The sequence below is a fragment of the Trichococcus paludicola genome (assembly GCF_003052295.1).
GTDB lineage: Bacteria > Bacillota > Bacilli > Lactobacillales > Aerococcaceae > Trichococcus > Trichococcus paludicola.
Window position 1 is genome coordinate 267,806 of the sequence record NZ_QBLC01000001.1, and the last position, 24,401, is coordinate 292,206.

22 protein-coding genes are annotated in these 24,401 nt (G+C 49.7%); 17 read left to right on the forward strand and 5 right to left on the reverse strand.

Annotated features, from left to right (window positions below; genetic code table 11):
- The first annotated feature begins 174 nt into the window (after positions 1 to 174).
- Positions 175 to 780: a cob(I)yrinic acid a,c-diamide adenosyltransferase gene (locus C7R56_RS01210; protein WP_107994814.1), complete on the forward strand. Its 606-nt coding sequence runs from the start codon at positions 175 to 177 to the stop codon at positions 778 to 780.
- Between the two features lie 308 nt (positions 781 to 1,088).
- Here the strand turns inward: C7R56_RS01210 and C7R56_RS01215 are convergent, their stop codons facing one another.
- Positions 1,089 to 2,636 carry an NAD(P)H-hydrate dehydratase gene (locus C7R56_RS01215; protein WP_159072117.1) on the reverse strand — a complete coding sequence of 516 codons (1,548 nt, stop codon included), beginning with the start codon at positions 2,634 to 2,636 and terminating at the stop codon, positions 1,089 to 1,091.
- A gap of 249 nt (positions 2,637 to 2,885) precedes the next feature.
- Between C7R56_RS01215 and C7R56_RS01220 the strand changes: the two genes are divergently transcribed.
- A complete protein-coding gene (locus C7R56_RS01220; RefSeq protein WP_107994816.1) occupies positions 2,886 to 3,806 on the forward strand; it encodes a peptidase U32 family protein in 921 nt (306 codons plus the stop codon).
- Between the two features lie 36 nt (positions 3,807 to 3,842).
- Complete coding sequence (locus C7R56_RS01225; protein WP_107994817.1) at positions 3,843 to 5,081, forward strand: peptidase U32 family protein; 1,239 nt, start codon at positions 3,843 to 3,845, stop codon at positions 5,079 to 5,081.
- 96 nt (positions 5,082 to 5,177) lie between these two features.
- Here the strand turns inward: C7R56_RS01225 and C7R56_RS01230 are convergent, their stop codons facing one another.
- Entirely contained in the window at positions 5,178 to 6,368 is a 1,191-nt protein-coding gene (locus C7R56_RS01230; protein ID WP_159072118.1) for an MFS transporter, read from the reverse strand.
- 214 nt (positions 6,369 to 6,582) lie between these two features.
- Here C7R56_RS01230 and C7R56_RS01235 point away from each other — a divergent pair, with 214 nt between their 5' ends.
- Positions 6,583 to 7,605, forward strand: coding sequence for a serine hydrolase domain-containing protein (locus tag C7R56_RS01235; RefSeq protein ID WP_107994819.1), 1,023 nt, complete (start codon positions 6,583 to 6,585; stop codon positions 7,603 to 7,605).
- A gap of 363 nt (positions 7,606 to 7,968) precedes the next feature.
- Here C7R56_RS01235 and C7R56_RS01240 read toward each other — a convergent pair whose 3' ends face one another.
- The gene (locus C7R56_RS01240) at positions 7,969 to 9,087 is read right to left on the reverse strand and encodes a 5-methyltetrahydropteroyltriglutamate--homocysteine S-methyltransferase (protein WP_107995071.1); all 1,119 of its coding nucleotides are present in this window, start codon (positions 9,085 to 9,087) and stop codon (positions 7,969 to 7,971) included.
- A 561-nt stretch (positions 9,088 to 9,648) separates the two neighbouring features.
- On the opposite strand from C7R56_RS01240, the gene C7R56_RS01245 reads away from it, so the two are divergent.
- The 13 genes from C7R56_RS01245 (at position 9,649) to C7R56_RS01305 (ending at position 21,547) form a co-directional block, all read left to right on the forward strand.
- Positions 9,649 to 9,939, forward strand: a complete 291-nt coding sequence (locus C7R56_RS01245; RefSeq protein WP_107994820.1) for an ArsR/SmtB family transcription factor — start codon at positions 9,649 to 9,651, stop codon at positions 9,937 to 9,939.
- A 22-nt stretch (positions 9,940 to 9,961) separates the two neighbouring features.
- Positions 9,962 to 10,195, forward strand: coding sequence for a thioredoxin family protein (locus tag C7R56_RS01250; protein ID WP_107994821.1), 234 nt, complete (start codon positions 9,962 to 9,964; stop codon positions 10,193 to 10,195).
- A 199-nt stretch (positions 10,196 to 10,394) separates the two neighbouring features.
- Positions 10,395 to 11,399, forward strand: coding sequence for a permease (locus C7R56_RS01255; protein WP_107994822.1), 1,005 nt, complete (start codon positions 10,395 to 10,397; stop codon positions 11,397 to 11,399).
- Between the two features lie 34 nt (positions 11,400 to 11,433).
- Positions 11,434 to 11,667, forward strand: a complete 234-nt coding sequence (locus C7R56_RS01260; protein WP_107994823.1) for a thioredoxin family protein — start codon at positions 11,434 to 11,436, stop codon at positions 11,665 to 11,667.
- A 174-nt stretch (positions 11,668 to 11,841) separates the two neighbouring features.
- The gene (gene arsD, locus C7R56_RS01265) at positions 11,842 to 12,393 is read left to right on the forward strand and encodes an arsenite efflux transporter metallochaperone ArsD (protein WP_199902958.1); all 552 of its coding nucleotides are present in this window, start codon (positions 11,842 to 11,844) and stop codon (positions 12,391 to 12,393) included.
- 13 nt (positions 12,394 to 12,406) lie between these two features.
- Positions 12,407 to 14,158 carry an arsenical pump-driving ATPase gene (gene arsA / locus C7R56_RS01270; protein ID WP_107994825.1) on the forward strand — a complete coding sequence of 584 codons (1,752 nt, stop codon included), beginning with the start codon at positions 12,407 to 12,409 and terminating at the stop codon, positions 14,156 to 14,158.
- A gap of 92 nt (positions 14,159 to 14,250) precedes the next feature.
- Positions 14,251 to 14,574, forward strand: a complete 324-nt coding sequence (locus C7R56_RS01275) for an ArsR/SmtB family transcription factor (RefSeq protein WP_107994826.1) — start codon at positions 14,251 to 14,253, stop codon at positions 14,572 to 14,574.
- 65 nt (positions 14,575 to 14,639) lie between these two features.
- Positions 14,640 to 16,307: an FAD-dependent oxidoreductase gene (locus C7R56_RS01280; RefSeq protein ID WP_107994827.1), complete on the forward strand. Its 1,668-nt coding sequence runs from the start codon at positions 14,640 to 14,642 to the stop codon at positions 16,305 to 16,307.
- A 46-nt stretch (positions 16,308 to 16,353) separates the two neighbouring features.
- Positions 16,354 to 17,073: an MIP/aquaporin family protein gene (locus tag C7R56_RS01285; protein ID WP_107994828.1), complete on the forward strand. Its 720-nt coding sequence runs from the start codon at positions 16,354 to 16,356 to the stop codon at positions 17,071 to 17,073.
- Between the two features lie 133 nt (positions 17,074 to 17,206).
- Entirely contained in the window at positions 17,207 to 18,406 is a 1,200-nt protein-coding gene (locus C7R56_RS01290) for a MalY/PatB family protein (RefSeq protein WP_107994829.1), read from the forward strand.
- 382 nt (positions 18,407 to 18,788) lie between these two features.
- On the forward strand, positions 18,789 to 19,487 hold the full coding sequence (locus tag C7R56_RS01295; RefSeq protein ID WP_107994830.1) for a zinc metallopeptidase: 699 nt from the start codon (positions 18,789 to 18,791) through the stop codon (positions 19,485 to 19,487).
- Positions 19,488 to 19,701: 214 nt separating this feature from the next.
- On the forward strand, positions 19,702 to 20,307 hold the full coding sequence (locus C7R56_RS01300) for a TetR/AcrR family transcriptional regulator (RefSeq protein WP_107994831.1): 606 nt from the start codon (positions 19,702 to 19,704) through the stop codon (positions 20,305 to 20,307).
- A gap of 49 nt (positions 20,308 to 20,356) precedes the next feature.
- Complete coding sequence (locus C7R56_RS01305; protein ID WP_107994832.1) at positions 20,357 to 21,547, forward strand: YcjF family protein; 1,191 nt, start codon at positions 20,357 to 20,359, stop codon at positions 21,545 to 21,547.
- A gap of 75 nt (positions 21,548 to 21,622) precedes the next feature.
- On the opposite strand, the gene C7R56_RS01310 is transcribed toward C7R56_RS01305, so the two are convergent.
- Positions 21,623 to 22,861: an MFS transporter gene (locus C7R56_RS01310; protein ID WP_107994833.1), complete on the reverse strand. Its 1,239-nt coding sequence runs from the start codon at positions 22,859 to 22,861 to the stop codon at positions 21,623 to 21,625.
- Between the two features lie 248 nt (positions 22,862 to 23,109).
- Positions 23,110 to 24,267, reverse strand: coding sequence for an ROK family transcriptional regulator (locus C7R56_RS01315; RefSeq protein ID WP_107994834.1), 1,158 nt, complete (start codon positions 24,265 to 24,267; stop codon positions 23,110 to 23,112).
- Positions 24,268 to 24,401: the final 134 nt, after the last annotated feature.

The following is a 24,401-nucleotide window of genomic DNA, read 5'->3' on the forward strand; positions in this document are numbered from 1 at the left end:
GACTGGATCCGTAAAGCGACATAGCGGTTTTCTATTGTTAGTTTACCAGAGTTGCCTCTGAAAGCCATACTGCAAAGGTCTTATTTACGGAAAAATTCTGTCGTTTGATTGAGAGGGCGTGCTTGAAATGTGATAGAATAACAGAACAAGAAAATGCATTAAAGGAGGCAGCCTATGAAATACAGCATCTATACACGCACAGGCGACAAAGGCAACACACGCATCGGAGGCGGGAAAGCTCTTCCGAAGAATGCCGAAAGGATCGAAGCTTTCGGCACGCTGGATGGGTTGAACTCATGGTTCGGGCTTGTCCGCACGAAGAATGATTGCGGCGAGGATATCCAGGAGGACATGGCGCTCATCCAGCAGTTCCTGTTCGATTGTTCCTCAGATTTGTCGATTCCGAAAGGGCACCGGGAGTACAAGCTCACGCAGGATCACATCGACTGGTTGGAGCAGAAAATCGACGGCTATAGCGAAGAACCGGAGGAAATCCAGTATTTCATCATACCGGGCGGAACGGAGTTGGCTAGCTGGTTTCACATTTTGCGGACGACGACCCGTGATGCCGAACGCCGGATCGTCACCTTCATGGAGCAAGAGCCGGATGAAGTGAATCCGTTTGTGCTGACGTTCATCAACCGTCTTTCGGACTACCTGTTTGTCGTGGCCCGTGTAGTAAATGTACGCAAAGGCGTTCCCGACGTGCCGTACGAACGGAGCGAAAAAGTGTTCCGGATTTCAGGAGATAAGGACAGTTCCAAGGCGAAACCGGAATAAAAGGGTAGGGTAGAAATCGGTTTTTCCTGCGGTGAAGGGCACTTTCGCCGGAGAAGAGAATCCCACCAAAATGTCACCTCCGGTCCACGCGGCTTCACCGGATTTGGGCTTCTGGAATTAAGTCTCCTCCGGCCATCAGGTCTCCCGCCGGAGCTGAGCGTACCCCCACAGGAGCATTTTCTCCGGCCACCCCCACCACGCCGCGCCGCGATGGTCATTCATACATTCATCCAATCAAAAACGCACAAGGAACCCGGCCGACCGCTGCCGGGTTCCTTGTGCGTTTCGTTCATTTTAACAGGAAAGAATCAGCGTAATACCGCTGGCAAAGCTTCGATGAGATCCGAAGCCATCAAGCTGTACTCCGATTTTTCTTGGGCAGCGATGTCCCCCGCCAAACCGTGGATGTAGACACCCAATTTGGCCGCTTCGGAAGGTACTAAGCCTTGAGCCAATAAACCGGCGATGATGCCGGTCAAGGCATCGCCTGAACCGCCCGTCGCCATGCCGTTGTTGCCTGTCGCGTTGATGTAGTGCTCATCCTGATGGGCCACGACAGTCCGGGCATCCTTCATGACAAAGGTCAGATCCGAATCAGCCGTGCAAAACGCAGCAGTCCCTAAGAGATCCGCTTTTATTTCCGCCAAGTCCTTATCCAAAAGCCGCGCCAGTTCCTTCAAATGAGGGGTAAGGATGCTCCCCACTGGAACGGACTGCGACACTGCGTTGATGCGGGCACGGGAATCGTTCCCCGGCAAAGCCGCGTCGTTGAAACGATCGGAAAGGATATTCAGAGCATCCGCATCGATGATCAGAGGGATCTGGCTGTTTTCCAGAACCAAATCGACTACCGTGCGGGCTGCATCGGACTTCCCCATTCCTGGTCCGACAACAATCGCATCTGCGCAGGAAACCGCGGCGATGATTTTAAGGCGTTCGCTCTCCTTATCCAATCCATCCGTTTGGTAAGTCGTCAGGATGGCTTCAGGCAGCTGCATCTGAAGGATGGCGCGGTTCTCATCCGGCGTGACGATCTGGACCAGCCCGGCGCCAGTACGGTAGGCAGCTTTTGCCGAAAGGAAAGCAGCCCCGCTCATGTTTGCGGATCCGGCGATGATCACGACCCGGCCGTAAGTGCCTTTGTTCGAATAGGCCGCGCGTCTCGGCAGCGAAAAAAGATCGCTCTCGTCATAGAACAGCACATTCGAAGAAATGACGTCCATGGCGCTCGGTGGGAAACCGATATCGCTGACAATCAGTTTGCCGGTATGCAAAGAACCGGGGTAGAGCAGCTGGCCGATTTTTTCGATCCCGAAAGTGATGGTCACATCTGCCCGGACAGCGGTCCCCAGCACTTGTCCATTGTCGGCGGAGATACCGGATGGGATGTCGACAGCAAAGACATATCCTTGGAACGCGTTCATGAGTTGGATCGTCTCCGCGTATTTCCCTTCTGCAGGTCTGTCCAAGCCGATGCCGAAAATCGCATCGACCAAGACGGTGTAGCCTTTGAAGTTGATTTCGCTGACGTCATCCCAGATGACCATGTCCAAGTTTTCGATGATGTCGAGTTGTTTTTTGGACTCAGCAGATAATTTGTCGTGTTCGCCGATCAAGAATACATCCACCTGGAAGCCGTGGTTCAATAAAATGCGGGCTGCCGCCATTCCGTCGCCGCCGTTGTTGCCTGAACCGCAGACCACGAGGATGATGTCCTCTCTTGAAATGCGTTCTTCCATGGCTGAGACGACCTGATTCGCCGCATTTTCCATCAGCACCAGGGCTGGGATGCCGATTTCATTGATCGTAAAGGCGTCGATTTTTTTCATCTGTTGGCTGTTGACAAGTTTTTTCATTGAATATTCCTCCTGATGGTTGGTGGATGTCATTCCATTTTCACATTTGCTATTATACCATTCTTGATGCGGGAAAGAATACGGGGAGCCTGATATAGCTCTATGCCAGGGGGAAACCAAATGATTGCTTTAACAAGCCGTGACTATTCTGCACAACAATTTTCTGAAAACTTAGGGAAAACAGTCATTCACTTTTTATAAGTAATGTGATAATCTTATCAAGGAACTCGAATAAGGGAGGAATGTATGATGATCGAGCTGATTGCAACAGCCGAGTCAGTAGCGCAAGCCAAGGAACTGGTGGATTGCGGCGTAGATATACTATATATAGGAGAGGATGAGTACGGCCTTCGTTTGCCGTATTCCTTCACCAGAGAGGAACAACGTGAGGTCATTGCCTATGCGCATGAGAAAGGCGCGCAGGTCAGTGCCGCGGTGAATGCGATCTTCCATAACGATCGGATCAATCAAGTGGCCGAGTATCTGGCTTTCTTGCGTGAAGCGGAAGTCGACAGCATCACGTTGGGCGATCCTGGCGTAGTGCAAGTGATGAGGGAACAGGATTTATTTATCCCTTACCGTTATGATGCACAAGTCATGGTGACCTCAAGCGGACAGATCAATTTCTGGGCGAAAAGGGGAGCGGTCGGTTCCGTGCTTGCCCGCGAAGTGCCTTTCGAGGAAATGAAGAAATTGGTCCCGGGTGCGTTGGTGCCGGTTGAAGTATTGGTATACGGTGCCACTTGCATCCACCAATCGAAACGCAATTTGCTTGAAAATTACTTCAATTTCATCGAGAAAGAGGAAGCCGTGAATAAAGAACGCGGATTGTTCATTTCGGAGCCGAAAAAAGTGGATTCCCATTATTCCATCTATCAGGACCGCAACGGAACACATATCTTCGCCAACAATGACCTTGATCTGATGCCTCATCTGGGCGAACTGACGGCTATCGGCGTCTCGCAATGGATGCTGGACGGTTTGTTCACCCCAGGAGAAAATTTTGTCGCAATCGCGAAACTGTTCGTGGAAGCGCGTGAAGCCTTCACGGAAGAGATCTGGACGGAAGAATTGGCGGAACGATTGGATGCCGAACTACATGCCTTGCATCCCGCAAACCGTGAGCTGGATACCGGATTCTATTCCAAGGACCCGAATGAAGTTGTCTGATACTTTGATACTGAAAGAAAGAGAGTGTACACACACATGCGAACAATAACAAAGAAGCCCGAGGTCTTGGCCCCGGGCGGAACATTGGAAAAATTGAAGACAGCCATCCACTACGGAGCTGACGCCGTCTATATCGGCGGAGAAGCGTACGGTTTGCGCAGCCGCGCAGGCAATTTCGACTATGAGGAAATGGCGGAAGCAGTCGCTTTTGCGCATAGCCACGGTTCGAAAATCTATGTCGCCGCGAATATGGTCACACATGAAGGCAACGAGGAAGGCGCAGGCGAATTCTTCCGCACAATCCGCGATATCGGCATCGATGCGGTCCTGATTTCAGATCCCGCGCTGATGGAAATCGCCGTAACCGATGCACCCGGCTTGCCGATCCATTTGTCGACCCAGGCTTCCGCGACCAACTACCAGACGCTTAACTTCTGGGCGAAAGAAGGCTTGGAGCGCGTCGTTTTGGCCCGTGAAGTATCGATGGCAGAAATTCAGGAAATGAACGAGAAGACCGATGTCGAAATCGAAGCCTTCGTCCATGGGGCGATGTGCATCTCCTACTCGGGCCGTTGTGTCCTGTCCAACCACATGTCGAACCGTGATGCCAACCGCGGAGGCTGCGCGCAGTCTTGCCGTTGGAAATATGGCTTGTACGATATGCCGTTGTTGGGGCAACAGAACCCTGTAGGTGCCGGCGAAGAAGGCATCGAAGAAAAATTCTCCATGAGTGCCGTCGATCTTTCGATGCTGGAGCACCTGCCCGATCTGATTGAGAGCGGCGTCGACAGCCTGAAAATCGAAGGGCGCATGAAATCGATCCACTATGTGTCGACGGTAGTCAACGTCTACCGCAAAGCCGTGGATGCCTACTGCGCCGATCCCGACCATTACGAACTGAAGCAGGAATGGGTGGATGAATTATGGAAAGTCGCGCAACGCGAATTGGCTACCGGTTTCTTCTATAAAGATCCGACCGAGGATGAACAACTCTTCGGCCAGCGCCGCAAAATTCCGCGCTACGGTTTCATCGGCCAAGTGATGGCCTACGATCCGGAAACGCAGATGGCTACGATCCAGCAGCGGAACAATTTCGGTGTCGGGGACGAAATCGAATTCTACGGACCGGGATTGCGCCACAACGTACTGACGGTGGAAGCCATCTGGAACGAACACGATGAAGCAATCGACCGTGCGCCTAACGCTATGATGACTGTGAAGATGAAAGTTCCTTTCGTGGTCGAACGTTTCGATATGATCCGCAAAAAAAAATAATACCGGAATGACAAAAAGAATGGCCCCGCGTGCTGATACAAGCTCGCGGGGCCATTCTTTTTATTTTCGATAAACGATGGTGCATTCAGCCATTCATCAAGAAAAGAGGCGTTCTTTCGGCTGAGCCGGTACTTTGAACAGCAAGGCGATCACTGCAGCGATGACCGTGAAGACGAAAAGCAGGAGATAAAGGTAATTCAGCCCGATTTGATCGATGATGGGGCCGGCCATCAATTGGAAGAAGATGGTGCCGATGTTCCTGGAGAACATGGCGACGACTGCCGTTCCTGTGGCGATCAGTTTCCGGTTCAACAAGGTGGAGACCATCTTGAGGTTCAGCATGATGAAGGTGCCGGAAGCGAAAAACTTGGTCAGGACGGTCGCGATGGAAAGCACCAGAAAGTCGTTCGAAAGGAAATTGATCAGATACTCTGTCCCCGATAGGAACAAAATGGCAAGAAGGAGCTGCTTGTTCGTGAAATGGTCCATGAAGCGGTGAGACAAAGCCATCGCGATGACTTCCGCAAACAGGGCCACTGTCAGGGTCGTGCTGACAAGTGCGACCGGAGCGCCCGTATCGGTCAAGAGCAACGGCAGATAACTAGTGTTGACTGTGTTCGTGCCGAAGATGATGAACGCCAAGAGCAGATAGGTGATGAACAGTTTGTTCTGGAAGATATTCTTGAGTGTGTTGCCGCCGGAAGTATCCTCCTGCTTCTCGGCTGCATGCTCTGGAGAGGCAGCCGCTTGCTCCGGTTTAGGCAAGAGATAAAGGAACACGATGCTTGCAAAATAACAGGCGAGATAGAGCACGAAAATGGATTTCGGCGATACAAAATCGTAAATGATTCCTGAAATCTGTTGCCCGGCAGCATAGCCGATTGTTCCCCAGAGGCGAATTTGGCCGAATCTGTAAGGGCTGTTGGCCGCAAGCACATCGAACAGCGGTGCGAGCCCTAAGGTGATGGCGTTCGCCAAACCATAAACGAGTCCGAAGAGCCAGTTGCCTGTGAAGAAAAAGAGTCCGCTGCTGATTACAGCGGAAATCAAAACATAAATGGTGACCGTTTTGCGGGTTCCCCATTTTTCATTTGAATACCCGATAAGTCCTTGGATGATGAGTGCGATTATGTTTGAAAGGATAAGGATGAATGAAATTTCCGACCCGCTTTTTCCCAGGTCGCGCATGTAGACGGTGATTAATGATGATAAAGCCGCCATGGACATAAAGTAGAAGATGAATAATATCACGTATTGCTGATACAGACGCTCCTTGAAATACCCCATCGAATTACATTCCCCCAATAAGTTCACTAGTATACAATATTCTAACACATGATCCGCTGATAAGGCTGTTTCTTTCTCAAATTGAAAAGTGCTTCGCAAATCTCGCGCCATTCTTCCCCAAAATTGTAAAAAGCGTTCGAAAGGTGCCGCGCATCAGGCTTCGGATGCGTTATAATGATAGATAACTATAGTAAAGGAAAGGAGGCGCTTGCTGATGTATCCGGAAACCCAAAAGAAGATCGCTGAGATGCTGGAAGGGAATGTTTTCCCCGGGGCGACTTATACCTTTATCGATAAGGATGAAACGGAAACCCAGCTGATCGGATCGGCGGCGATTTTGCCCGAGCGGGAAGACTTGCGGGAGGGCATGCTCTATGATGTGGCGTCTTTGACTAAGGTGATCGTCACGACGACGCTGCTGCTCCAATTGCACGAGGAAGGCAAAATCAGCTTCGAAGATCCGGTGCGGGCGTATCTGCCGGCATTCCCTTCTGATGCGGTGACGATCCGCCATCTGTTGACGCACACGTCCGATCTGAAAGGCTATATCAAAAACCGCGATGCGCTGCCGGCCGAAAAACTCGCCGCCGCCTTGACAGCCCTTGAGCCGGGAGAAAACTTCGGAGAAAAAGTGGTCTATACCGACACCGGATTGATCCTTGCCGGCTTCATCATCGAGAAGCTGACCGGGAAATCGGTAGCGGAAAACTTTGAGCAACGCATCAAGCAGCCGCTGGCCATGATGGACAGCAGCTATCAGCCAACTGATCCGATGCGTTGCGTTCCAACGCAAAACCATCCGACCAGAGGGGTGATTCGGGGTGTGGTGCATGATCCCAAAGCAGTGATCTTGGGTGGACACTGCGGTAGCGCAGGACTGTTTGCGCCGATGCAGGACCTGATTCGATTCAGCAAAATGCTGCTGCATTTTGGGGAGTGGGAAGGCCAGCGGATCTTGCGGAAAGAGACGGTCCAAGCCTTGCTGCGGGATTGGGGAATCGTTCCGGACCAGCCGCGCTCCTTGGGGTGGAACTTGTTTCAAGATGGGGAAGACTTTGTGTTGTGGCATACCGGCTACACCGGCACCTTCATGATACTGGATCCGAACCGTCAAAAAGGTTTTTTGCTGCTTTCAAATCGGGTCCACCTCGAAGACCGCAGACCGGAATGGATTGCGGTCCGCGATGAACTGGTTGCCATCTACCTGAAGGAGGCCAAGGCAGAAAAAGCAGAATAACAAAAAAACGCCACTTTTGGGTGGCGTTTTTTGCTGTCCTTGGATGGACGAATTTCTTTAGAAAGTGGCAGATGAAGTTGCAGCTTCATCGAACCGGTTCGGAGGTCTAAAGAAAAAGAGTAAATTCTCTCAGTAACTTTAGAGTATACAGGGACAATCTGAATATAGTATGACAGCTTATTAAAAATTTGGAAAGTAGTAAATGAAAAATTTCACATGAAAATTAATCCTGGTACACTCGTGAACCGTCTACACCCACTAAATCTCATGCAAAAAAACGCATCGCCACTCAGGAATTGAGTGGTGATGCGTTTTTTGCTGTAGGGATTTTTGTGTGCTCGAACATTAAGCTGCATCGAACGATCAGTCGCCCCAGACTTCGTCAGCGATTTGTTTGACCAAGGCCAATTTCGCCCATTGTTGTTCTTCCGTCAGATTGTTTCCTTCTTCAGTCGAAGCGAAGCCGCATTGCGGGCTCAGACATAATTGTTCCAAAGGCACGAATTTAGCAGCTTCAGCGATACGCGCCTTGACTTCGTCGATATCTTCCAATTCCGGTGTCTTTGAAGTTACAAGGCCTAGGATAATTTGGCCGTCGCCTTTGTAGTAGCGCAATGGTTCAAATCCACCAGCTCGGTCGGTGTCGTATTCCAGGAAGAAGCCGTCTAAGCCGGTTTCGCCGAACAGCTCTTTCGCAACAGGCTCATAAGCGCCTTCCTGCGAGTAGGACGAGCGGAAGTTACCGCGGCAGATATGCGTCGTGACGACCAAATCTTCAGGCAGACCGATTTGGATGTTTTTGACGTTATCAGTAGCGACGCGTTTCAATTCATCGTAGGTTTCCTGAGAACCGAAAATTTCCAACGCTTTGTCCGAGCAAAGATCGCCCCAGAAAGTGTCATCGATCTGGATGTAACGGTTCCCCAGCGAGTAGAAGTGCAGGATCGTGTCGCGGTATGCCTGTTGCAGATCAGCAGCATACTCTTCCAAGGTAGGATAGATTTCTTCGTTTCGGAAACCGAGGCGGATCAATTGGTTCGGGCTCGGAATCGATACTTTCGCAATGGCTTTGTCGCCGACTGCTTCAGCCAAGAAAGCATAGTCCGCAAAGAAGGGGTGTTCCGGATTAAAGGCGATCTTGCTGATATTGCGTACGCTGTGGGCGCTGGTCACAACATTGTGGAATTGTTTGCCTTGCGCCGCAAGGTAACCTTCAAAGCCCAACAGGTTCTCAAGAAAATCGAAATGCCAATAAGAGCGTCTGAATTCTCCGTCAGTGATGCCTTTGTAGCCAAGTTCAATCTGTTTTTCGACGATGCGTGTGATCTCAACATTTTCGATTTCGCGCAGGGCTTCCTTCGTGATTGTGCCTTCAGCCAGCTCTTTGCGGGCTTTTTTGATGCTTTCGGGACGCAGGAAGCTCCCTACGTGGTCTGCGCGGAAAGGCGCTTTCGTTCTCCTTAAAGTTGCTTGGGTTGTCATGATCGTTTCCTTCTCTCGTTTGTTTTTTGGTAAAAAAATACGTCCTTGCGCATGATGCTGCGCAAGGACGTATGAAAGATTCATCGTGTTACCACCTTGGTTCAGAAAAACCTCGCGATTTTCCCCTTAACCAGTACGCCACAGCAAATCGCTGTTCAGGGATACTGTGATGCTGTAACGGGCATTCCCGTGGAGGGCTAAAGTTCTAAAAAGAGCGTTCGCCGTCCACTCACTCGAAGACCATTTTCCGGATAGCATCCCTGTCCTCTTCTCAGCAGCCGAGGTTCTCTGTGCATTTCGTCCATCCGTACTTATCTTTTCAATGTGAATTTATTTTGAAATTTATATAAATAATAACAAGTGGATAAGAATCAGTCAAATTTTTTTCATCAATTTTTCATCTTTAGTCATTTTAACATGCTTTTTTTCTGTCCAAGATGGGAATTGCAATTCATGCTGTGAGGGTATATACTTCATATAGATAGATGTCTATGTGTGGGCGCCAAGAGCGATAGAGCGAGCTGAAGTGCCTTAAATGACAGCAGGAAAGAGGAACTGAATATGGCGATCGAATACAAAACATATGCGAAATGTCTGAAAGTATTATCGGACGAAACCAGATTGGAAATCATGGATTTATTGTCGGAAGGCGAAATGTGCGCCTGTGCGTTATTGGATCAATTTTCGATCACACAACCGACTTTGTCCTACCATATGAAGATGATGAAGGACTGCGGTTTGGTGGACAGCAGAAAAGACGGCATTTGGGTTAAATACTCCGTGAACCATGAAAAATTGGACGAGTTGAAGGATTTTTTCCAGATAATGGCCAAGCAAAATACCACTGTGTAATCATTCGAAAGTAGGGATGGAAATGGAAATCAAAATATTGGGTCCAGGCTGCCGCAACTGCGAGAAACTGCAAGTCAATACAGCCGAGGCGTTGAAGAAAATCGGTATGGAAGCAACCATAACCAAAGTGGAGGACCCGAAAGAAATCGCAAAATACGGCATTATGCAGACACCGGGGCTGGTCATCAACGAAAAGGTCGTCTCCTATGGGCGTATCCTGACGCCCAAACACATTGCAGAACTGCTGCAAAAGTGACAAAAAGAGAAAAGCCTATCCTTGAATGAATAAGCTGCGAAAACCGGAGTGCTGATCCGGCATTATCGCAGTTTTTTTTGTAGGGCATCATCACCTGAAAACAACACATTGACATTCATCTATGTGTGGGCGTATACTAACACATAGATAAACGTCGATGTGTTATGTAGAAAATACAAACTAGAAGGTGCAGTTCATCATGGGAATTTTTCAATGGTTAAATGATCAGTTATTAAAAATGCAGTGGCTAAGCGATTTAGTCGTTGTGCTTGTCCGGGATGTCTTCGGATTGGACCTCGCCAGCAGGGTAGGCGGCAGCATCCACTTCTTCATCTACGACGTCATCAAAATATTCATCCTGTTGTCGGTGTTGATTTTCGGCATTTCTTACGTGCAAAGTTTCTTCCCGCCTGAGCGGACGAAGAAAATCCTGGGCCGCTTCGATGGGATCACCGCCAATATCCTGGCGGCATTGCTTGGGACGATCACACCTTTCTGTTCCTGTTCTTCGATTCCGCTTTTCATCGGCTTCACCGGATCGGGATTGCCGCTGGGTGTGACGTTTTCGTTCCTGATCTCTTCGCCGTTGGTCGATTTGGCATCGATCATCCTCTTAGCCAGCATTTTCAACTGGAAAATCGCCATCGCCTATGTCGTTGTGGGACTTATCCTTGCGGTTGTCGGCGGAACCTTCATTGGGAAAGCGCATATGGAAGACCAGGTCGAATCCTTTGTGTTCGGCAGCCCTACGGTTGAACTGGAGGAAGCCGAGTTGACAAGGAAAGACCGTGTCGATTATGCATTCGATCAGGTGAAGGAAGTCGTCCAGAAAGTATGGATTTACGTGCTTCTTGGGGTCGGCATCGGGGCTGCCATCCACAACTGGATTCCCGAATCGGTCATCACAGCTCTGCTGGGCCAGGATAAATGGTATTCGGTATTGGTGGCAACAGTCGTCGGCATTCCGATGTACGCGGATATTTTCGGGACGCTGCCCATCTCCGAAGCGCTTGTCGCAAAAGGGGTCGGCTTGGGTACCGTACTTTCCTTCATGATGGGCGTGACGGCATTGTCCTTGCCGTCGATGGTCATGCTGAAGCAAGTCGTCAAACCGAAATTGTTGGGGCTTTTCTTCGGAATCGTGGCAGTCGGCATCATCATCATCGGCTATCTGTTCAATTTCTTGGGACCCATTTTTATGTAATCAAATCAAAATATGAAGCAGGAGGAATATCATCATGGAAATCAAAATCTTGGGCATTGGCTGCAAAAATTGCGTGAATCTGGCCAAAAACACGGAAGAGGCATTGAAGGAACTGGGGATGGAAGCGACCATCACAAAAGTGACCGACATGAAGGACATTGCGAAATACGGCATCATGCGCACCCCGGGGTTGGTCATCGACGAGAAAGTCGTCTCCTACGGTAAAGTCGCCAGTACACAAGAGATCACAGAATTGCTGAAAAAATAGAAATTTTCAGAAGTGCCGGATGGGGAAATATTCTCTATCCGGCACTTTTTTTACGCATTTTCCATTTTATCATTGACTATAGATAGAAGAAAATCTATATTATAAATGTGACCAAAAATATTTAGGCTTTGAAGAGCTTTTCTAAATAAAAAACAATCAAAGGGGAAATGAATCATGACAAACATCACTATTTTTGAACCAGCAATGTGCTGCAACACAGGGGTCTGCGGACCATCCATCGACCAGGATCTATTACGCATCACCGCTGTAATGGACGCTCTGGGAGGTTTGGAAAATTACGAAGCTTTGCGTTATAACCTGTCCAGCAATCCGGACCAGTTCGTTCTGAACAAAGCCGTCAGCGAAAAGCTACAGGCTGAAGGCATGGATGCTTTGCCGCTGACAGTGGTGGATGGACAAATCGTCAAAACCGGAGGCTATCCGACAAACGACGAAATCACTGAGTACATCGGTGTCCGCTTCATCGAAGAGACTGAAGATTCTTGCTGTGGTGGGGGTTGCGGGTGTGGCGGTTCAGAGGAATTTGACGAAGCAGAAAAAGTAGAAACCGAAGAAAAAGAAGAGTCAGGCTGCTGCGGCGGCAAGGGTAATAAAGGCGGCTGTGGCTGCGGTGGACAGGGTCGCCACCATCACCACCACGACCAACATGAGGAAGTGAGCCAAGAGAAAGGCTCTTGCTGCGGCGGACAATCAGGTTGCTGCTGAGGGAGACAAAATGATGGAATCTTTTAAACCGAGCAATCAACATTTGACGAAATACCTTTTCTTCACTGGAAAAGGCGGGGTCGGCAAGACATCGACAGCCTGTGCCACTGCAGTTGCCCTTGCCGACAGCGGCAAAAAGATCATGTTGGTCAGCACGGATCCGGCAAGCAACCTGCAGGATGTTTTCGGCAGGGAACTGACCAATAAGGGAACGGCCATCCTGGAAGTGCCGGGTCTTACGGTCGCCAATTTCGATCCGATCAGCGCAGCGAACGATTACATGGAAAGTGTGGTCGGACCCTACAGAGGCTTGCTTCCCGAAGCTGCCATCGCGAACATGGAGGAGCAACTTTCGGGATCCTGTACGGTAGAAATCGCTTCTTTCAACGAATTCGCAGGATTTCTGACCAATAACGAGACGAAAGAGCACTTCGATCATATCCTATTCGATACGGCCCCAACAGGTCACACATTGCGCATGCTGCAGTTGCCGTCCGCTTGGAGCGATTTCCTCGATGAGAACACGACCGGTACTTCTTGCATGGGCCAATTGTCCGGTCTGGGTGATAAACAGGAGATGTACCGCTTAGCTGTGCAGACGTTGGCTAACGAACAGGAGACGACTCTGCTTTTGGTGACGCGCCCTCAGATTGGTCCCATTTTGGAAGCGGACCGGGCATCACGGGAGTTGCGCGAAATCGGCATCCGCAATCAACGTTTGCTTGTGAACGGATTGTTGGAAGAACCGAATGATGATATCTCCATGAATATATTCGAAACCCAACAACAGGCGTTGGCTGCCATGCCGCCCCAGCTGAAGGGATTTCCGCAATTTGGGATTCCGCTGCGCACCTACAATGTGACAGGAATCGATAATCTGCGCATGTTGCTGCAATCAGATCAGCCGAAACAGCAAACTGAAGCCCACATCAAGCCCAATTTCCCGAATCTGCAGCAACTAGTGGACGATTTTGCGTCGAGCAACAAGAAAGTCATCTTCACGATGGGGAAAGGCGGCGTCGGTAAGACGACGATCGCCGCTGCCATCGCAACTGGCCTGGCAGCCGCAGGCAAAAAGGTCCATCTGGCAACGACCGATCCGGCTGCCCATCTGGAACAAGTCATTTCGGAGTCGGCAGACATCCGATTGAGCCGAATCGACGAGAAGAAAGAACTGCAGGACTATACGGAAGAAGTCCTGCAGCAAGCGCGCCTGACGATGTCGGAGGAAGATTTGGCCTACATCGAAGAAGATCTACGTTCGCCGTGCACCCAGGAAATCGCTGTGTTCCGCCGCTTTGCGGAAATTGTAGATACTGTTGATTGCGACGTGGTGGTCATCGATACAGCCCCGACTGGCCATACCTTGCTGCTGTTGGATTCCTCGCAGAGCTACGCGAAGGAAGTGGAACGCTCCTCCGGGGACGTACCTGCAGCTGTCCGCAATTTATTGCCGGTCTTGCAGGACCCGCTTCAGACTGAAGTTGTGATGGTTACACTGCCGGAAAATACGCCGGTTTATGAATCCTTACGGTTGATGAAAGATTTGGATAGGGCAGGCATCGCCCATACATGGTGGGTAGTCAACAACAGTATGCTGACAAGCGGCACGACCAATCCGGTATTGGCTGCGCGTGCGCAAAGCGAACGGGTTTGGATTGATAAGGTCAAAGCTGTGTCGCAAGGGCATTTTGTTGTGGTCGAGTGGTCAGCTGTGTCATTGCAAGGCAAGGCGATTACCTCGCTTTTGGGAAACAAAAAATAATGGGGAAACCCGGGACTGGAAGTTGTCTGTCCCGAGGCTATCCTCTATACTATAAATAGATAGATGTCTATATGAGAAGGAGGACATTGTCGATGGATTATGAGAATTATGCAAAAGTCGCAAAAGCCTTATCGGATGCGAAGCGAGTCAAAATAATGGATATGCTTTCCTGCGGTTCGATGTGTGCCTGCGATATCCTGGAACATTTTGACTTCACGCAACCGACACTGTCGCATCATATCAACTTGTTGTTGAAAGCCGATTTGATCATCGTTGAAAAAACAGGCACGTGGCACCATTATTCCTTGAATCAAGAAAAGTTCGCCCAGTTCATGCAGGACACTGTGGCATTGACGGCAAGCAAAGCCGACTGCATCTGCTCCCTGGAAAAACCAAAAACAGGGTGTGGAGTCTGAAAGTGACGACCAATGATACATGCATCGAAAAGGATTCAAACTAAAAAAATTGAAGGAGTTGCACTATGAAAATCATCGTTATCGGTTCTGTAGCCGCTGGGACATCCGTAGCGGCCAAAGCAAGAAGAAATACGGAAGAGGCAGAAATTGTCGTCTACGATCAAGGGAAGGACATTTCCTATTCCGTCTGCGGAATCCCTTACAAAATCGGTGGAGAAGTCGAATCGTTGGATAGCTTGACGCCGCGCAATGCAAAGTGGTTCAAGAAAAGATACAATGTTTCCGTATTCACGGAGCACCGGGTGACAACGATCGATCATGAAGCAAAAAAAATCGAAGTAAAAGATTTGGTGACAGGCGAAACGAAGCACGACAACTATGATGTGTTGGTCCTTGCAACTGGAGCTTCGCCGATGACGCCGCCGCCGTTTAATCAAGCTGAATATGAGAATGTTTTCCACGTCCGCAATATTCAGGATGTGCGCGATATCGAAGGGTATGCAGCTGCAAAAAATCCGGAAAAAGCGCTCATCATCGGCGCCGGGTTCATCGGTCTGGAAATGGCCGAACAGCTTGTGCATAAAGGCTGGGATGTCACCATCGTTCAGCTGGAAAATCAAGTGATGCCACCGATGGATGCAGATATGGCTTTCCGTGTGGAGGAAGTGCTGATGGCCAATGGCGTGCATATGCATCTGGGCGATACGGTCAAAACCATCGAAGGTGATGGTACAGTCAAAAAAGTGGTGACGACAAAAGGTGCGACCATCGAAACGGACATCGTCATCTTGGCGGCCGGAGTGCGCCCGAACACCGAACTGGCGAAGGAAATCGGCGTGACCATCGGAGCGACGGGGGCGGTTGCCGTCAACAGCAAAATGCAGACGAACCTTGCGGATGTTTATGCGGTCGGGGATGTGGCAGAAAGCTTCTCCGTCATCACAGGCAAGCCGATCTACCGTCCATTGGGCTCTACGGCCAATAAAATGGGACGGATCGCCGGTGATGTGATTACCGGTGGGGATCTGGAACACCGCGGCGTATTGGGTACCGGGATTTTCCGCGTATTCAATCTGCATGTCGGTCAGACAGGCATGACCGAAAAAGAAGCGAAGGCAGCAGGCTATTCTGTGGAGATCCTTTACAATATCAAGCCGGACCACGCCGAATACCTTGGCGGCAAGGAACTGATCATCAAGGCATTGGCCGATAAGGCTACTGGACGCGTCTTGGGCGCTCAAATCGTAGGAACGCAAGGTGTGGACAAACGGATCGATGTCCTCGCAACGGCCATCACCTTCAAGGCGAAAGCGGAAGACCTGTTCCACTTGGATCTGGCCTATGCACCACCATTCGCAACGACAAAAGACCCAATTCTTTATACAGGTATGGCCTTGGATAACGCCTTGCACGGAAATCCTTTGATGACGCCGGCCCAGTTGGTCGAAACGCAGCATAAAGGCGAATCAATCCAAGTGGTCGACACACGGTCCCTCAAGGACTTTGAGAAAGGCCACGTAAAAGATGCAATCCACATCCCGTTAGGGGAACTAAGGACACGCGCCGGTGAACTTTCCAAAGATATCCCGACAGTGACTTACTGCAACAAGGGCGTAACCGGAAATGCCGCTCAGAACGTCTTGATCAATTTAGGCTTCCAGGAAGTCTACAACCTTTCAGGCGGCAATAAGAATTATCAAAGTTACCTCAAAATGCTGAAAAGAAAAAGCTAATATGTGAATCATCCGACGGAATGGATGGCATAAGGAGAATGAGTGAATGGCAAATGGCATCGGCACGCAGTTGTTGGGCGAATTAATCGGTACCTTTTTATTGATAGTGCTTGGATGCGGCATCGGTGCAGGCGCATCCTTGAAGAAGACAAAGAGCGAACAAAATTCTTGGTTGACGATAGGGATCGGCTGGGGGCTTGCCGTAGCGATTTCCGTGTATGTTTCCAGCCCTTTGGGACCCGGCCATCTGAATCCGGCGGTAACGTTGGCGATGGCTGTTACCGGAAATCTGCCCTGGTCATCTGTCCTTCCCTATATTGTAGCTCAATTTGTGGGTGCATTTTTGGGAGCAGTGGCCCTTTGGTTGAAATATTATCCACATTGGGCTGAAACAAAGGATTCCAGCACGATATTGGGTGTCTTTTCAACATCTCCGGCAATCCGACATTTGCCTGCCAATATATTGAGTGAAGCGATGGGGACAGCGGTACTTGTTTTCGCCGTACTAAGTTTTTCCAAAGTCGAATTCGTTGCAGGTCTGCAGCCGATTGTAGTCGGCATGCTGATCACTGTGATCATCTTGGCCATGGGAGGGACGACAGGTGCGGCCTTGAATCCTGCCCGCGATTTGGCTCCACGGCTGGCGCATGCCATCCTGCCGATAGCGAACAAAGGGGATTCAGACTGGGGGTACGCATGGATTCCCGTAGTGGCTCCGCTGCTCGGCGGACTCGCTGCAGCTGGCATCTATCTGGTGCTTCCCTGAAATGTACAGAACAAACAATGGAGGATCCAAAACGGATTCTCCATTTTTATTGCATTAAAATCTGATTAGGGGTGGCAATTGTCAAAACGAGTGATAGAATGAAAAGTAAGTCAAATGTTGGGAGGATGCATTTATGAATTATGATTTTGAAACGCCCGTCAACCGGAGCAATACCGGGTCCGAAAAATGGGCAGCCATGTACAGAAGCAATCCGAATGTGGGGAAGGATGTTTTTCCTTTTTCTGTAGCGGATTTGGACATAAAGACAGCACCGCAGATCGTCAAAGGACTGCAGGAATATATCGAAACAGCCGTAATGGGCTATGATCTGCCGACCGAAGACTATTACCGCGCCATCATCAACTGGATGGGGAACCGCCATGCGTGGGAAATCAAGAAGGAATGGATCATCTGCACACCGGGCATCATTGCGGCGTTCTACTCCGCTATCCGAGCGTACACGGAACCGGGCGACGGAGTCCTTTACATGGGGCCGGTCTATTACCCGTTCATGAAGTCGATCAAGAACACGAAACGCAAGCTCATCAACAATTCGTTGGTCCGCAACGGCGATCGCTACGAAATCGATTTTGATGGTTTGGCGGAAAAAGCCAAAGAGCCGAACATCAAACTGATGCTCTTCAGCAACCCGCATAATCCGGTCGGTCGCGTCTGGACCAAAGCGGAACTGGAGAAAGTGGTCGACATCTGCGCCGCCAATGATGTCGTGATTTTGGCGGATGAAATCCACCACGATCTGATCATGCCAGGGCATAGCTTCACGCCGATGGCAGCCATATCGGAAGCAGCAGCGGACATCTGCATCACGGCAACCGCCGCCAGCAAGTCCTTCAATATCGCGGGACTCCGCAATTCCAATGTCATCATTTCGAATCCGGAGCTCCACACGGCTTTCAAGATGGATATGGAAATGACCGGCATCGGCGGAGGAACCAATGTCATCGGCTTGAAGGCGACAGAAATCGCCTATACGGCAGCCGAGGACTGGCTGGAAGAATTCAAAGACTTGATCTGGCATAACCACGAAGTGCTGAAAGATTTCCTAGCGAAGGAACTGCCGGAAGTGACCGTCTTTGATCTGGAAGGGACCTACCTGCAATGGATGGATTTCAGCGCCTTCGGATTGTCGCACAAAGAATTGGAAACCATCACGGAGCAGGAGGCGCAAGTCTTCCTGGATGAAGGCTACATCTTCGGAGACGAAGGCCGTGGATACGAAAGAATCAGCCTGGGTGCCCCTACGAAAACGCTGATGGAAGCGATGCAGCGCCTGGTCACAGTCATGCAAAAATACCGGAAACACAATCAATAGAACTGGGGGCTGTCTCGTTGCGGGGCAGCTTTTGGTTTGGAGGAAACGTAGGTTGCAGCAGCGATCCATCGAGCAGCAGCGTAGCGCGCTGCTCCGGTGATCGAAGGCTTGGCCGGAGTTCAGCCAACATTTTTTTGTGTTCTCCGATGAGGCCAGCTTCCCCGGAGCTGAGGTCGGAATTCAGTCGCGTCCTCCGGCGGGCGGACCCTCGCCGGAGCAGGGGCTACCTCCAGCTGATTTCCTCTGGCCAACCAGAATCCGATGTTGCAAACAACGGATATCTAAAGAATTTGATAAAATTACACGACCGTAAGCATTCTTCACCTTTTCTTCATAATCGGATGCTATACTGTAGAGTAAATAAAAGAAAGGTTGATGAGACATGTTGTATCCATTCTTCGATAGCACCTATATATTGATCATCCTCGGTATCGTGGTTTCCATGATTGCTTCGGGATTCGTCAAACGTACCTTCAATACCTATAACAAAGTGAAAAGCCAAAACGGTTACACCGCTACGGATGCAGCACGCTTCATCCTGGAGCAATCGGGCATCCATGATGTGCAGATCGAACGCGTCCGTGGGGATTTGACGGACCACTACGACTCGCGCGCCAAAGTGCTGCGTCTTTCTGATACGACAGCCAACTCGACTTCAGTTGCAGCTATCGGTGTCGCTGCCCATGAAGTCGGTCACGCGATCCAGGACCAAAAAAATTACATTCCGTTGCGCATGCGTGCAGGTTTGGTCCCGGCCGCCAATTTCGGCCAGATGCTTTCCATGCCGATGATCATGATTGGCATGTTCGCAGGCATGAATCAGACGTTCCTCAATTTGGGGATCCTCTTCTTCTCGTTCAGCTTCTTGTTCCAAGTGGTCACATTGCCTGTCGAATTCAATGCATCCGGACGCGCGCTGAAGATCCTGTCGAACGGTGGCATCCTGAACGCGCAAGAAGTACCGAAAGCCCGCAAAGTTCTTGTGGCAGCAGCCATGACATATGTCGCGGCTGCCTTCATGAGCTTCCTGCAACTGCTCCGTCTGCTGTTGCTTTTCGGCGGCGGAAGCAACGACGATTAACCAACAGGAGCGCGATTAGTCCGCCTTCCATCCGAAAAAGCTGCTTAGGTCCATTCCAACGGACCAGAGCAGCTTTTTTTTGTTGTGCTGGCTCCCCTGAAAGGCGGCCATTTAACTTGTTATCTTGGGATGGCTATACTATAATCATGTTAGCATTTTGGAAGTCTATATCAAGAAAGAGTTCCAAATCAGACTCTGGAAGCAGGAGCTACTAATGAATCCTAATAAACAATCGCAAGACAAGCGCGTCATAGCCACAAAGAAAAATCTTTTGCATGCGTTGATAACACTGCTGGAAGAAAAATCCATCGAAGAAGTGACGGTGAGGGAGCTTACCGGACGGGCAAAAGTGAATCGGGGAACTTTTTACCTGCATTACGTAGATAAACATGATCTGTTGGAGAAAAATATCGATGCGCTGATCCTGGAACTCCAGGACAGAGGGAAAGCCATCACGAGAACGGTTTTATCCGATGCAGCAGAAATAGAATTCAGGCAAATAACGGTTGAGGCGTTCACGGATATATTCAGCTACATCAAACAAAATGAGCGCTTCTTCAGCGTTCTTTTCAACGGGCGAAGCAGCTACTCCTTTCCGCTCAAATTCAACACCTATTTGAGGGGACGTTTGGAAGATCAGCTCCGGTCGAAAAAAACCGTCATACCTTATGAACACTGGATCACAGCCGTTTCCTTCGCCTATCAGGGCATGATCTACTCTTGGGTGACGAACGGCATGAAAGACTCGCCGGAGCGGATGGGGGAGTATGGGTATTATTTCATTTCCCAAAGCGTGGTGGAAATAACCAGAGGAACGTGATCGTTCCGAAAATTAGCATGTTTGTGTTTGAGCGACAGGAGGAAGCGTCATGGGAAGAGGAAACCTTGATTTGAATGTGGTCCAGGAGATACTGAACAAGACAAAAGAAGAAGTGGAAAACATGCACCCTGTCAATATCCTGCTGGCGGGGAAGACGGGTGTCGGGAAAAGTACGCTGATCAACAATGTCTTCCGGGAACGGATGGCTGAGACCGGCATCGGAAAACCTGTCACGAAACATCTACGGCGGATCGCGAAGGAAGGCATGCCGATCGTGCTGTACGATACGCGCGGGCTGGAATTGGGCCATCCGATCCAAACCGAAGTCAAGAGGGAAATCATCGAGGCCATCAAGCATAGCCAAAAGGAAGGGTCCGATAAAGCGATCCATTTGGTCTATTATTGCATCAATGCGCATTCCTCCCGCATCGAGGAATCCGAGATCGCCTTCATGGAAGAATTATCCGGTCTGCTGCCGGTGCTGGTCGTCCTGACGCAATCGATCGGACAGCCTGCTACCGAGCTGAAGAAATACATCGAAAACCTAAATTTGCCGATCGCCGGGGTGCTGAACGTGATGGCGGAGCCCTATGCCATCACGGATGCGCTGGTGCTTCCGCAGAGCGGATTGAAGGAATTGATCGAGCGGACGTTTGCGGTGCTGCCGGAGGAGACGAAAGAGGCTTTTAACAACGCCCAACAAGTGGATATTGCGCGTAAAGCGAAAGCATCCCGAAGTTGGGCGACCAAATATATCGTGACCACATTCGGTGTCGGTTTCACGCCGATTCCTTTTTCCGATGCGACTGTCTTGGTGCCGATGCAGATCGGCATGCTGGCCCACATCACCGCCATCTTCGGCATTTCGATGGACAAAGCCACCATCACCAGCGTGATCGGCGCGGTTGGCGGAACAGGGGGAGCCACTTATTTGGGGCGGTACATCGTGTCCAACTTGCTGAAGTTGATCCCTGGTGCGGGGACGCTCGTTGGAGGGATCATCAGCGGCGCCACGGCTGCGGTGCTGACGACCGCGTTGGCGATGAGCTACATCGAGGTGCTGTCGGTCGTTGCGAAAGGCGAAAAGGACGGAAAGTATCCGGACCTCAGCAACATCGAGACGCTGATGCGCGAAAAAATGCAGGAACGGCTCAAAATGGGGACCAAGGATCAGGACGTCAAAGAGGTCCTGGACAACCTGAAGAAGAGCAATCCATTGAAAAAATGGCTAAAAAAATAGAAAAAACAAAAACGCGGACAAATTTGTCCGCGTTTTTGTTTTGGGGCCGGAACTCCGGCCAAGACATACCTTATTTTAGATGCCTGTTACGTTAAGCGGCTGTTTTAACGGGCCATTTTTCAGGGCGAAAAGGTAACAGAATCCGTAAATGACGCTGAGCGCCATCATCGCATACATCCCAATTGCATATGAACCGGTCACATCGTAAACGGCTCCCCAAAGCGGGCCAGAGATGGACATCCCGATGGAAGGCGCCATACCAAGGATGGACCAGATGCGCGGATAATCCCCGATACCGAAGACTTCACTCACGACCAAAGGGGTCAACACTGCGGGTCCGCCGAGCCCGAATGCGAGGATGAACATGACGATCGACAAGGCCAGGAAAGAGCGGGTGGTCGCAAGGAAGAACAAGGCGATCACCATGCAGACAACGACAACTGTAAGGGTGATGGTCGAATCGATTTTGTCATTGATGGCTCCCACCGAAATGTTGGCGATGATCATGCCAGCCATGACGAGCGAAAACAATGTGCCAACCTGTCCGGATGTGAACTCCAGGCCACTGAAGTGCGCCGGCAGATGTTGCATCATTCCGCCTCCGAAAGCGGAAAGGAAAATGCCTATGAATAGGATGTGAAACGGTTTCATCTTTTTGGCTTCTTCATAAGGGATGGACAGATCATGTAGAGGTTGATTATTTTCGCTTAGAGCCGACAATTCATTTCCATAAGCGGTCAACCCGATGCTGTCCGGCTTTTCAACCAACAAAAAGAGGGCGTTTGGTACAGTTAAGAGCGCGAAAAGTCCTGCAATCAAAAAATAACCCATGCGCCAACCGAAATTATCCAGAAATGTCGGCATGATCATCGAAACGATGGCTCCCGCAAGTCCTCCTGAGGCATTCAACAAGCCCATCATCAATCCTTTTTTGGCGGTGAACCAATTGTTGATCAACAAAATCGCCAGAAACATGGTGATCGGCATCATGAACAGACCGAGGAAGATGCCGCCCAGATAAAATTGCCATAAACGGGTGGCGAATGCCAACCAAACAAATCCAAGCGAAACCCAGAGACCTCCTCCGATCAGCAAGCGCTTTGCGCCAAATTTAGGTAGAAATTGTCCGATCAGGGGAAGCACGAAGACACCGGTCAAAGTCGACAGGCTGATGTAAAGCGAAAAGGCACTGCGAGTGAAACCTAATTCCGTGGTGATCGGCTCAACGAAGAAACCAACCGCATTCCCGGCAATGTACATGGCCATGATCAAAAAGGCTGCAGATAAAAAAGATAGATAGTGGCGTAAGGTCATATAATAGTTCCTCTCTACATTAAAATTAATGAAATATGATCCATGTCAGGTTTTTCATATAATAAAAAGGCATTCCACGATATGGAATGTCGTTTCGTGAAACCGAATACATGTATCTGCATATAAAATTCTATATTAATAATCAACAAAAAGCAAGAGACTGTCAAAAAAAACGTCACACCCCGAAGGATGTGACGACAGAAAGAGCTATTCAATTTGTTGGGATTACGCTCCAGGCATCCCAAATTTCAATCCTCAAAATGCAACTGCAATTGCGGAACCTGGAAGAAATGCTGGAGGGCCAATGCGATTCCGCCCAGAAGTGCGCCGTTTTTCCCCAGTGTGGACAAACTTACCGGAACGTTTTGTCCGGATTTTCGGTTCAATTCCGTTTGGATTGCGGTCACACATTCCGGCAATGCCCTGAAGAGATCGCCATTCAGATAGACTTTTTCTGGATCGAACAGGCTGACGACGTTGCTGATTGCGATGCTCATATGCAGCACGAGATGTTCCACTACGTTTTTGGCATCTTCATCGCCTGTTTTGTACAAGGCAATCAGATCGGCTAGCTTAAGTGCGGGATCCTTCTTCAGGTCCCTGATTTCCGCAACCAAAGCACCCGTTGAACAATATTGGTTCAGGCAACCTTGTTTGCCGCAATCGCAGTCTTTTCCGAATGGATAAAGGATTGTGTGCCCCAGATTGCCTGCCAAGCTGTTTTTGCTTCGGAACAACCGGTTCTGCAGTAAAATCCCGGAACCAATGCCTTCATCCAGATCGATACTGATGATGTTCCCCGGAGAATGAGCGAATACCGCTTCGGCTATAACAGCCAGATTATTCTGGTTCTCCAGAAAAATCGGGCAGTCGATGGCGTCACTCTCCAAGTGTTTGGCGGTCAGATGCTCTAACATTTTGTTAGTTGATGCTACTATCTCATCTTCATGCACAAAGCCGTCGATGGAGACAACAATACCCACGAAGCGAAATGGCGTCTTATTGAGGTTCTTCCGGTGGTAGATGACCACTTCCTCGATGCTGTCGATGATATTGCTGGCCTCAACTTTTCTGACCAAATCGTATTGCGCGACGATTTTACCTTGAAGATTGCAGACGAGAGAAGAAATCTTTGTTTGTGTAATGGTCAAACTCATCGCGTATCCGCCATTCGCGTTCACCTTCAATAACACCGGTTTTCTCCCGCCAACAACAGAACTTTGACCTGTACCGAGTTCGACGACAAGTTTTTCCTTAAGCAGTTTTTTGACAATTTCAGATACGGTTGCCTTATTGAGTCCGGAATCATGAGAGATGGCTGCTCTGGAGGTATTGGGATGATTGATGATTGCTGTCAAAACGATGGTTTCATTCTGTTCCCTGATTGTGTTACGGTTGACGATCATGGTGTGTCACACCCTTTACAGATTTTTTTTGAGTTTTGGGCGCAAGAAAGGTGATGGATCTGAAAAATATACAAGGAAAGGCCATCCTGAAGCAAGGTCGAACACGTTTCAGAAAGTCTATCGGATGTGGGAAT

Bases quoted from the DNA above. Each gene is read 5' to 3' on its own strand.
- C7R56_RS01210 (WP_107994814.1), top strand. From the start codon at position 175: ATGAAATACAGCATCTATACACGCACAGGCGACAAAGGCAACACACGC.
- C7R56_RS01215 (WP_159072117.1), bottom strand. From the start codon at position 2,636: ATGAAAAAACTTGTCAACAGCCAACAGATGAAAAAAATCGACGCCTTT.
- C7R56_RS01220 (WP_107994816.1), top strand. From the start codon at position 2,886: ATGATCGAGCTGATTGCAACAGCCGAGTCAGTAGCGCAAGCCAAGGAA.
- C7R56_RS01225 (WP_107994817.1), top strand. From the start codon at position 3,843: ATGCGAACAATAACAAAGAAGCCCGAGGTCTTGGCCCCGGGCGGAACA.
- C7R56_RS01230 (WP_159072118.1), bottom strand. From the start codon at position 6,368: ATGGGGTATTTCAAGGAGCGTCTGTATCAGCAATACGTGATATTATTC.
- C7R56_RS01235 (WP_107994819.1), top strand. From the start codon at position 6,583: ATGTATCCGGAAACCCAAAAGAAGATCGCTGAGATGCTGGAAGGGAAT.
- C7R56_RS01240 (WP_107995071.1), bottom strand. From the start codon at position 9,087: ATGACAACCCAAGCAACTTTAAGGAGAACGAAAGCGCCTTTCCGCGCA.
- C7R56_RS01245 (WP_107994820.1), top strand. From the start codon at position 9,649: ATGGCGATCGAATACAAAACATATGCGAAATGTCTGAAAGTATTATCG.
- C7R56_RS01250 (WP_107994821.1), top strand. From the start codon at position 9,962: ATGGAAATCAAAATATTGGGTCCAGGCTGCCGCAACTGCGAGAAACTG.
- C7R56_RS01255 (WP_107994822.1), top strand. From the start codon at position 10,395: ATGGGAATTTTTCAATGGTTAAATGATCAGTTATTAAAAATGCAGTGG.
- C7R56_RS01260 (WP_107994823.1), top strand. From the start codon at position 11,434: ATGGAAATCAAAATCTTGGGCATTGGCTGCAAAAATTGCGTGAATCTG.
- arsD (WP_199902958.1), top strand. From the start codon at position 11,842: ATGACAAACATCACTATTTTTGAACCAGCAATGTGCTGCAACACAGGG.
- arsA (WP_107994825.1), top strand. From the start codon at position 12,407: ATGGAATCTTTTAAACCGAGCAATCAACATTTGACGAAATACCTTTTC.
- C7R56_RS01275 (WP_107994826.1), top strand. From the start codon at position 14,251: ATGGATTATGAGAATTATGCAAAAGTCGCAAAAGCCTTATCGGATGCG.
- C7R56_RS01280 (WP_107994827.1), top strand. From the start codon at position 14,640: ATGAAAATCATCGTTATCGGTTCTGTAGCCGCTGGGACATCCGTAGCG.
- C7R56_RS01285 (WP_107994828.1), top strand. From the start codon at position 16,354: ATGGCAAATGGCATCGGCACGCAGTTGTTGGGCGAATTAATCGGTACC.
- C7R56_RS01290 (WP_107994829.1), top strand. From the start codon at position 17,207: ATGAATTATGATTTTGAAACGCCCGTCAACCGGAGCAATACCGGGTCC.
- C7R56_RS01295 (WP_107994830.1), top strand. From the start codon at position 18,789: ATGTTGTATCCATTCTTCGATAGCACCTATATATTGATCATCCTCGGT.
- C7R56_RS01300 (WP_107994831.1), top strand. From the start codon at position 19,702: ATGAATCCTAATAAACAATCGCAAGACAAGCGCGTCATAGCCACAAAG.
- C7R56_RS01305 (WP_107994832.1), top strand. From the start codon at position 20,357: ATGGGAAGAGGAAACCTTGATTTGAATGTGGTCCAGGAGATACTGAAC.
- C7R56_RS01310 (WP_107994833.1), bottom strand. From the start codon at position 22,861: ATGACCTTACGCCACTATCTATCTTTTTTATCTGCAGCCTTTTTGATC.
- C7R56_RS01315 (WP_107994834.1), bottom strand. From the start codon at position 24,267: ATGATCGTCAACCGTAACACAATCAGGGAACAGAATGAAACCATCGTT.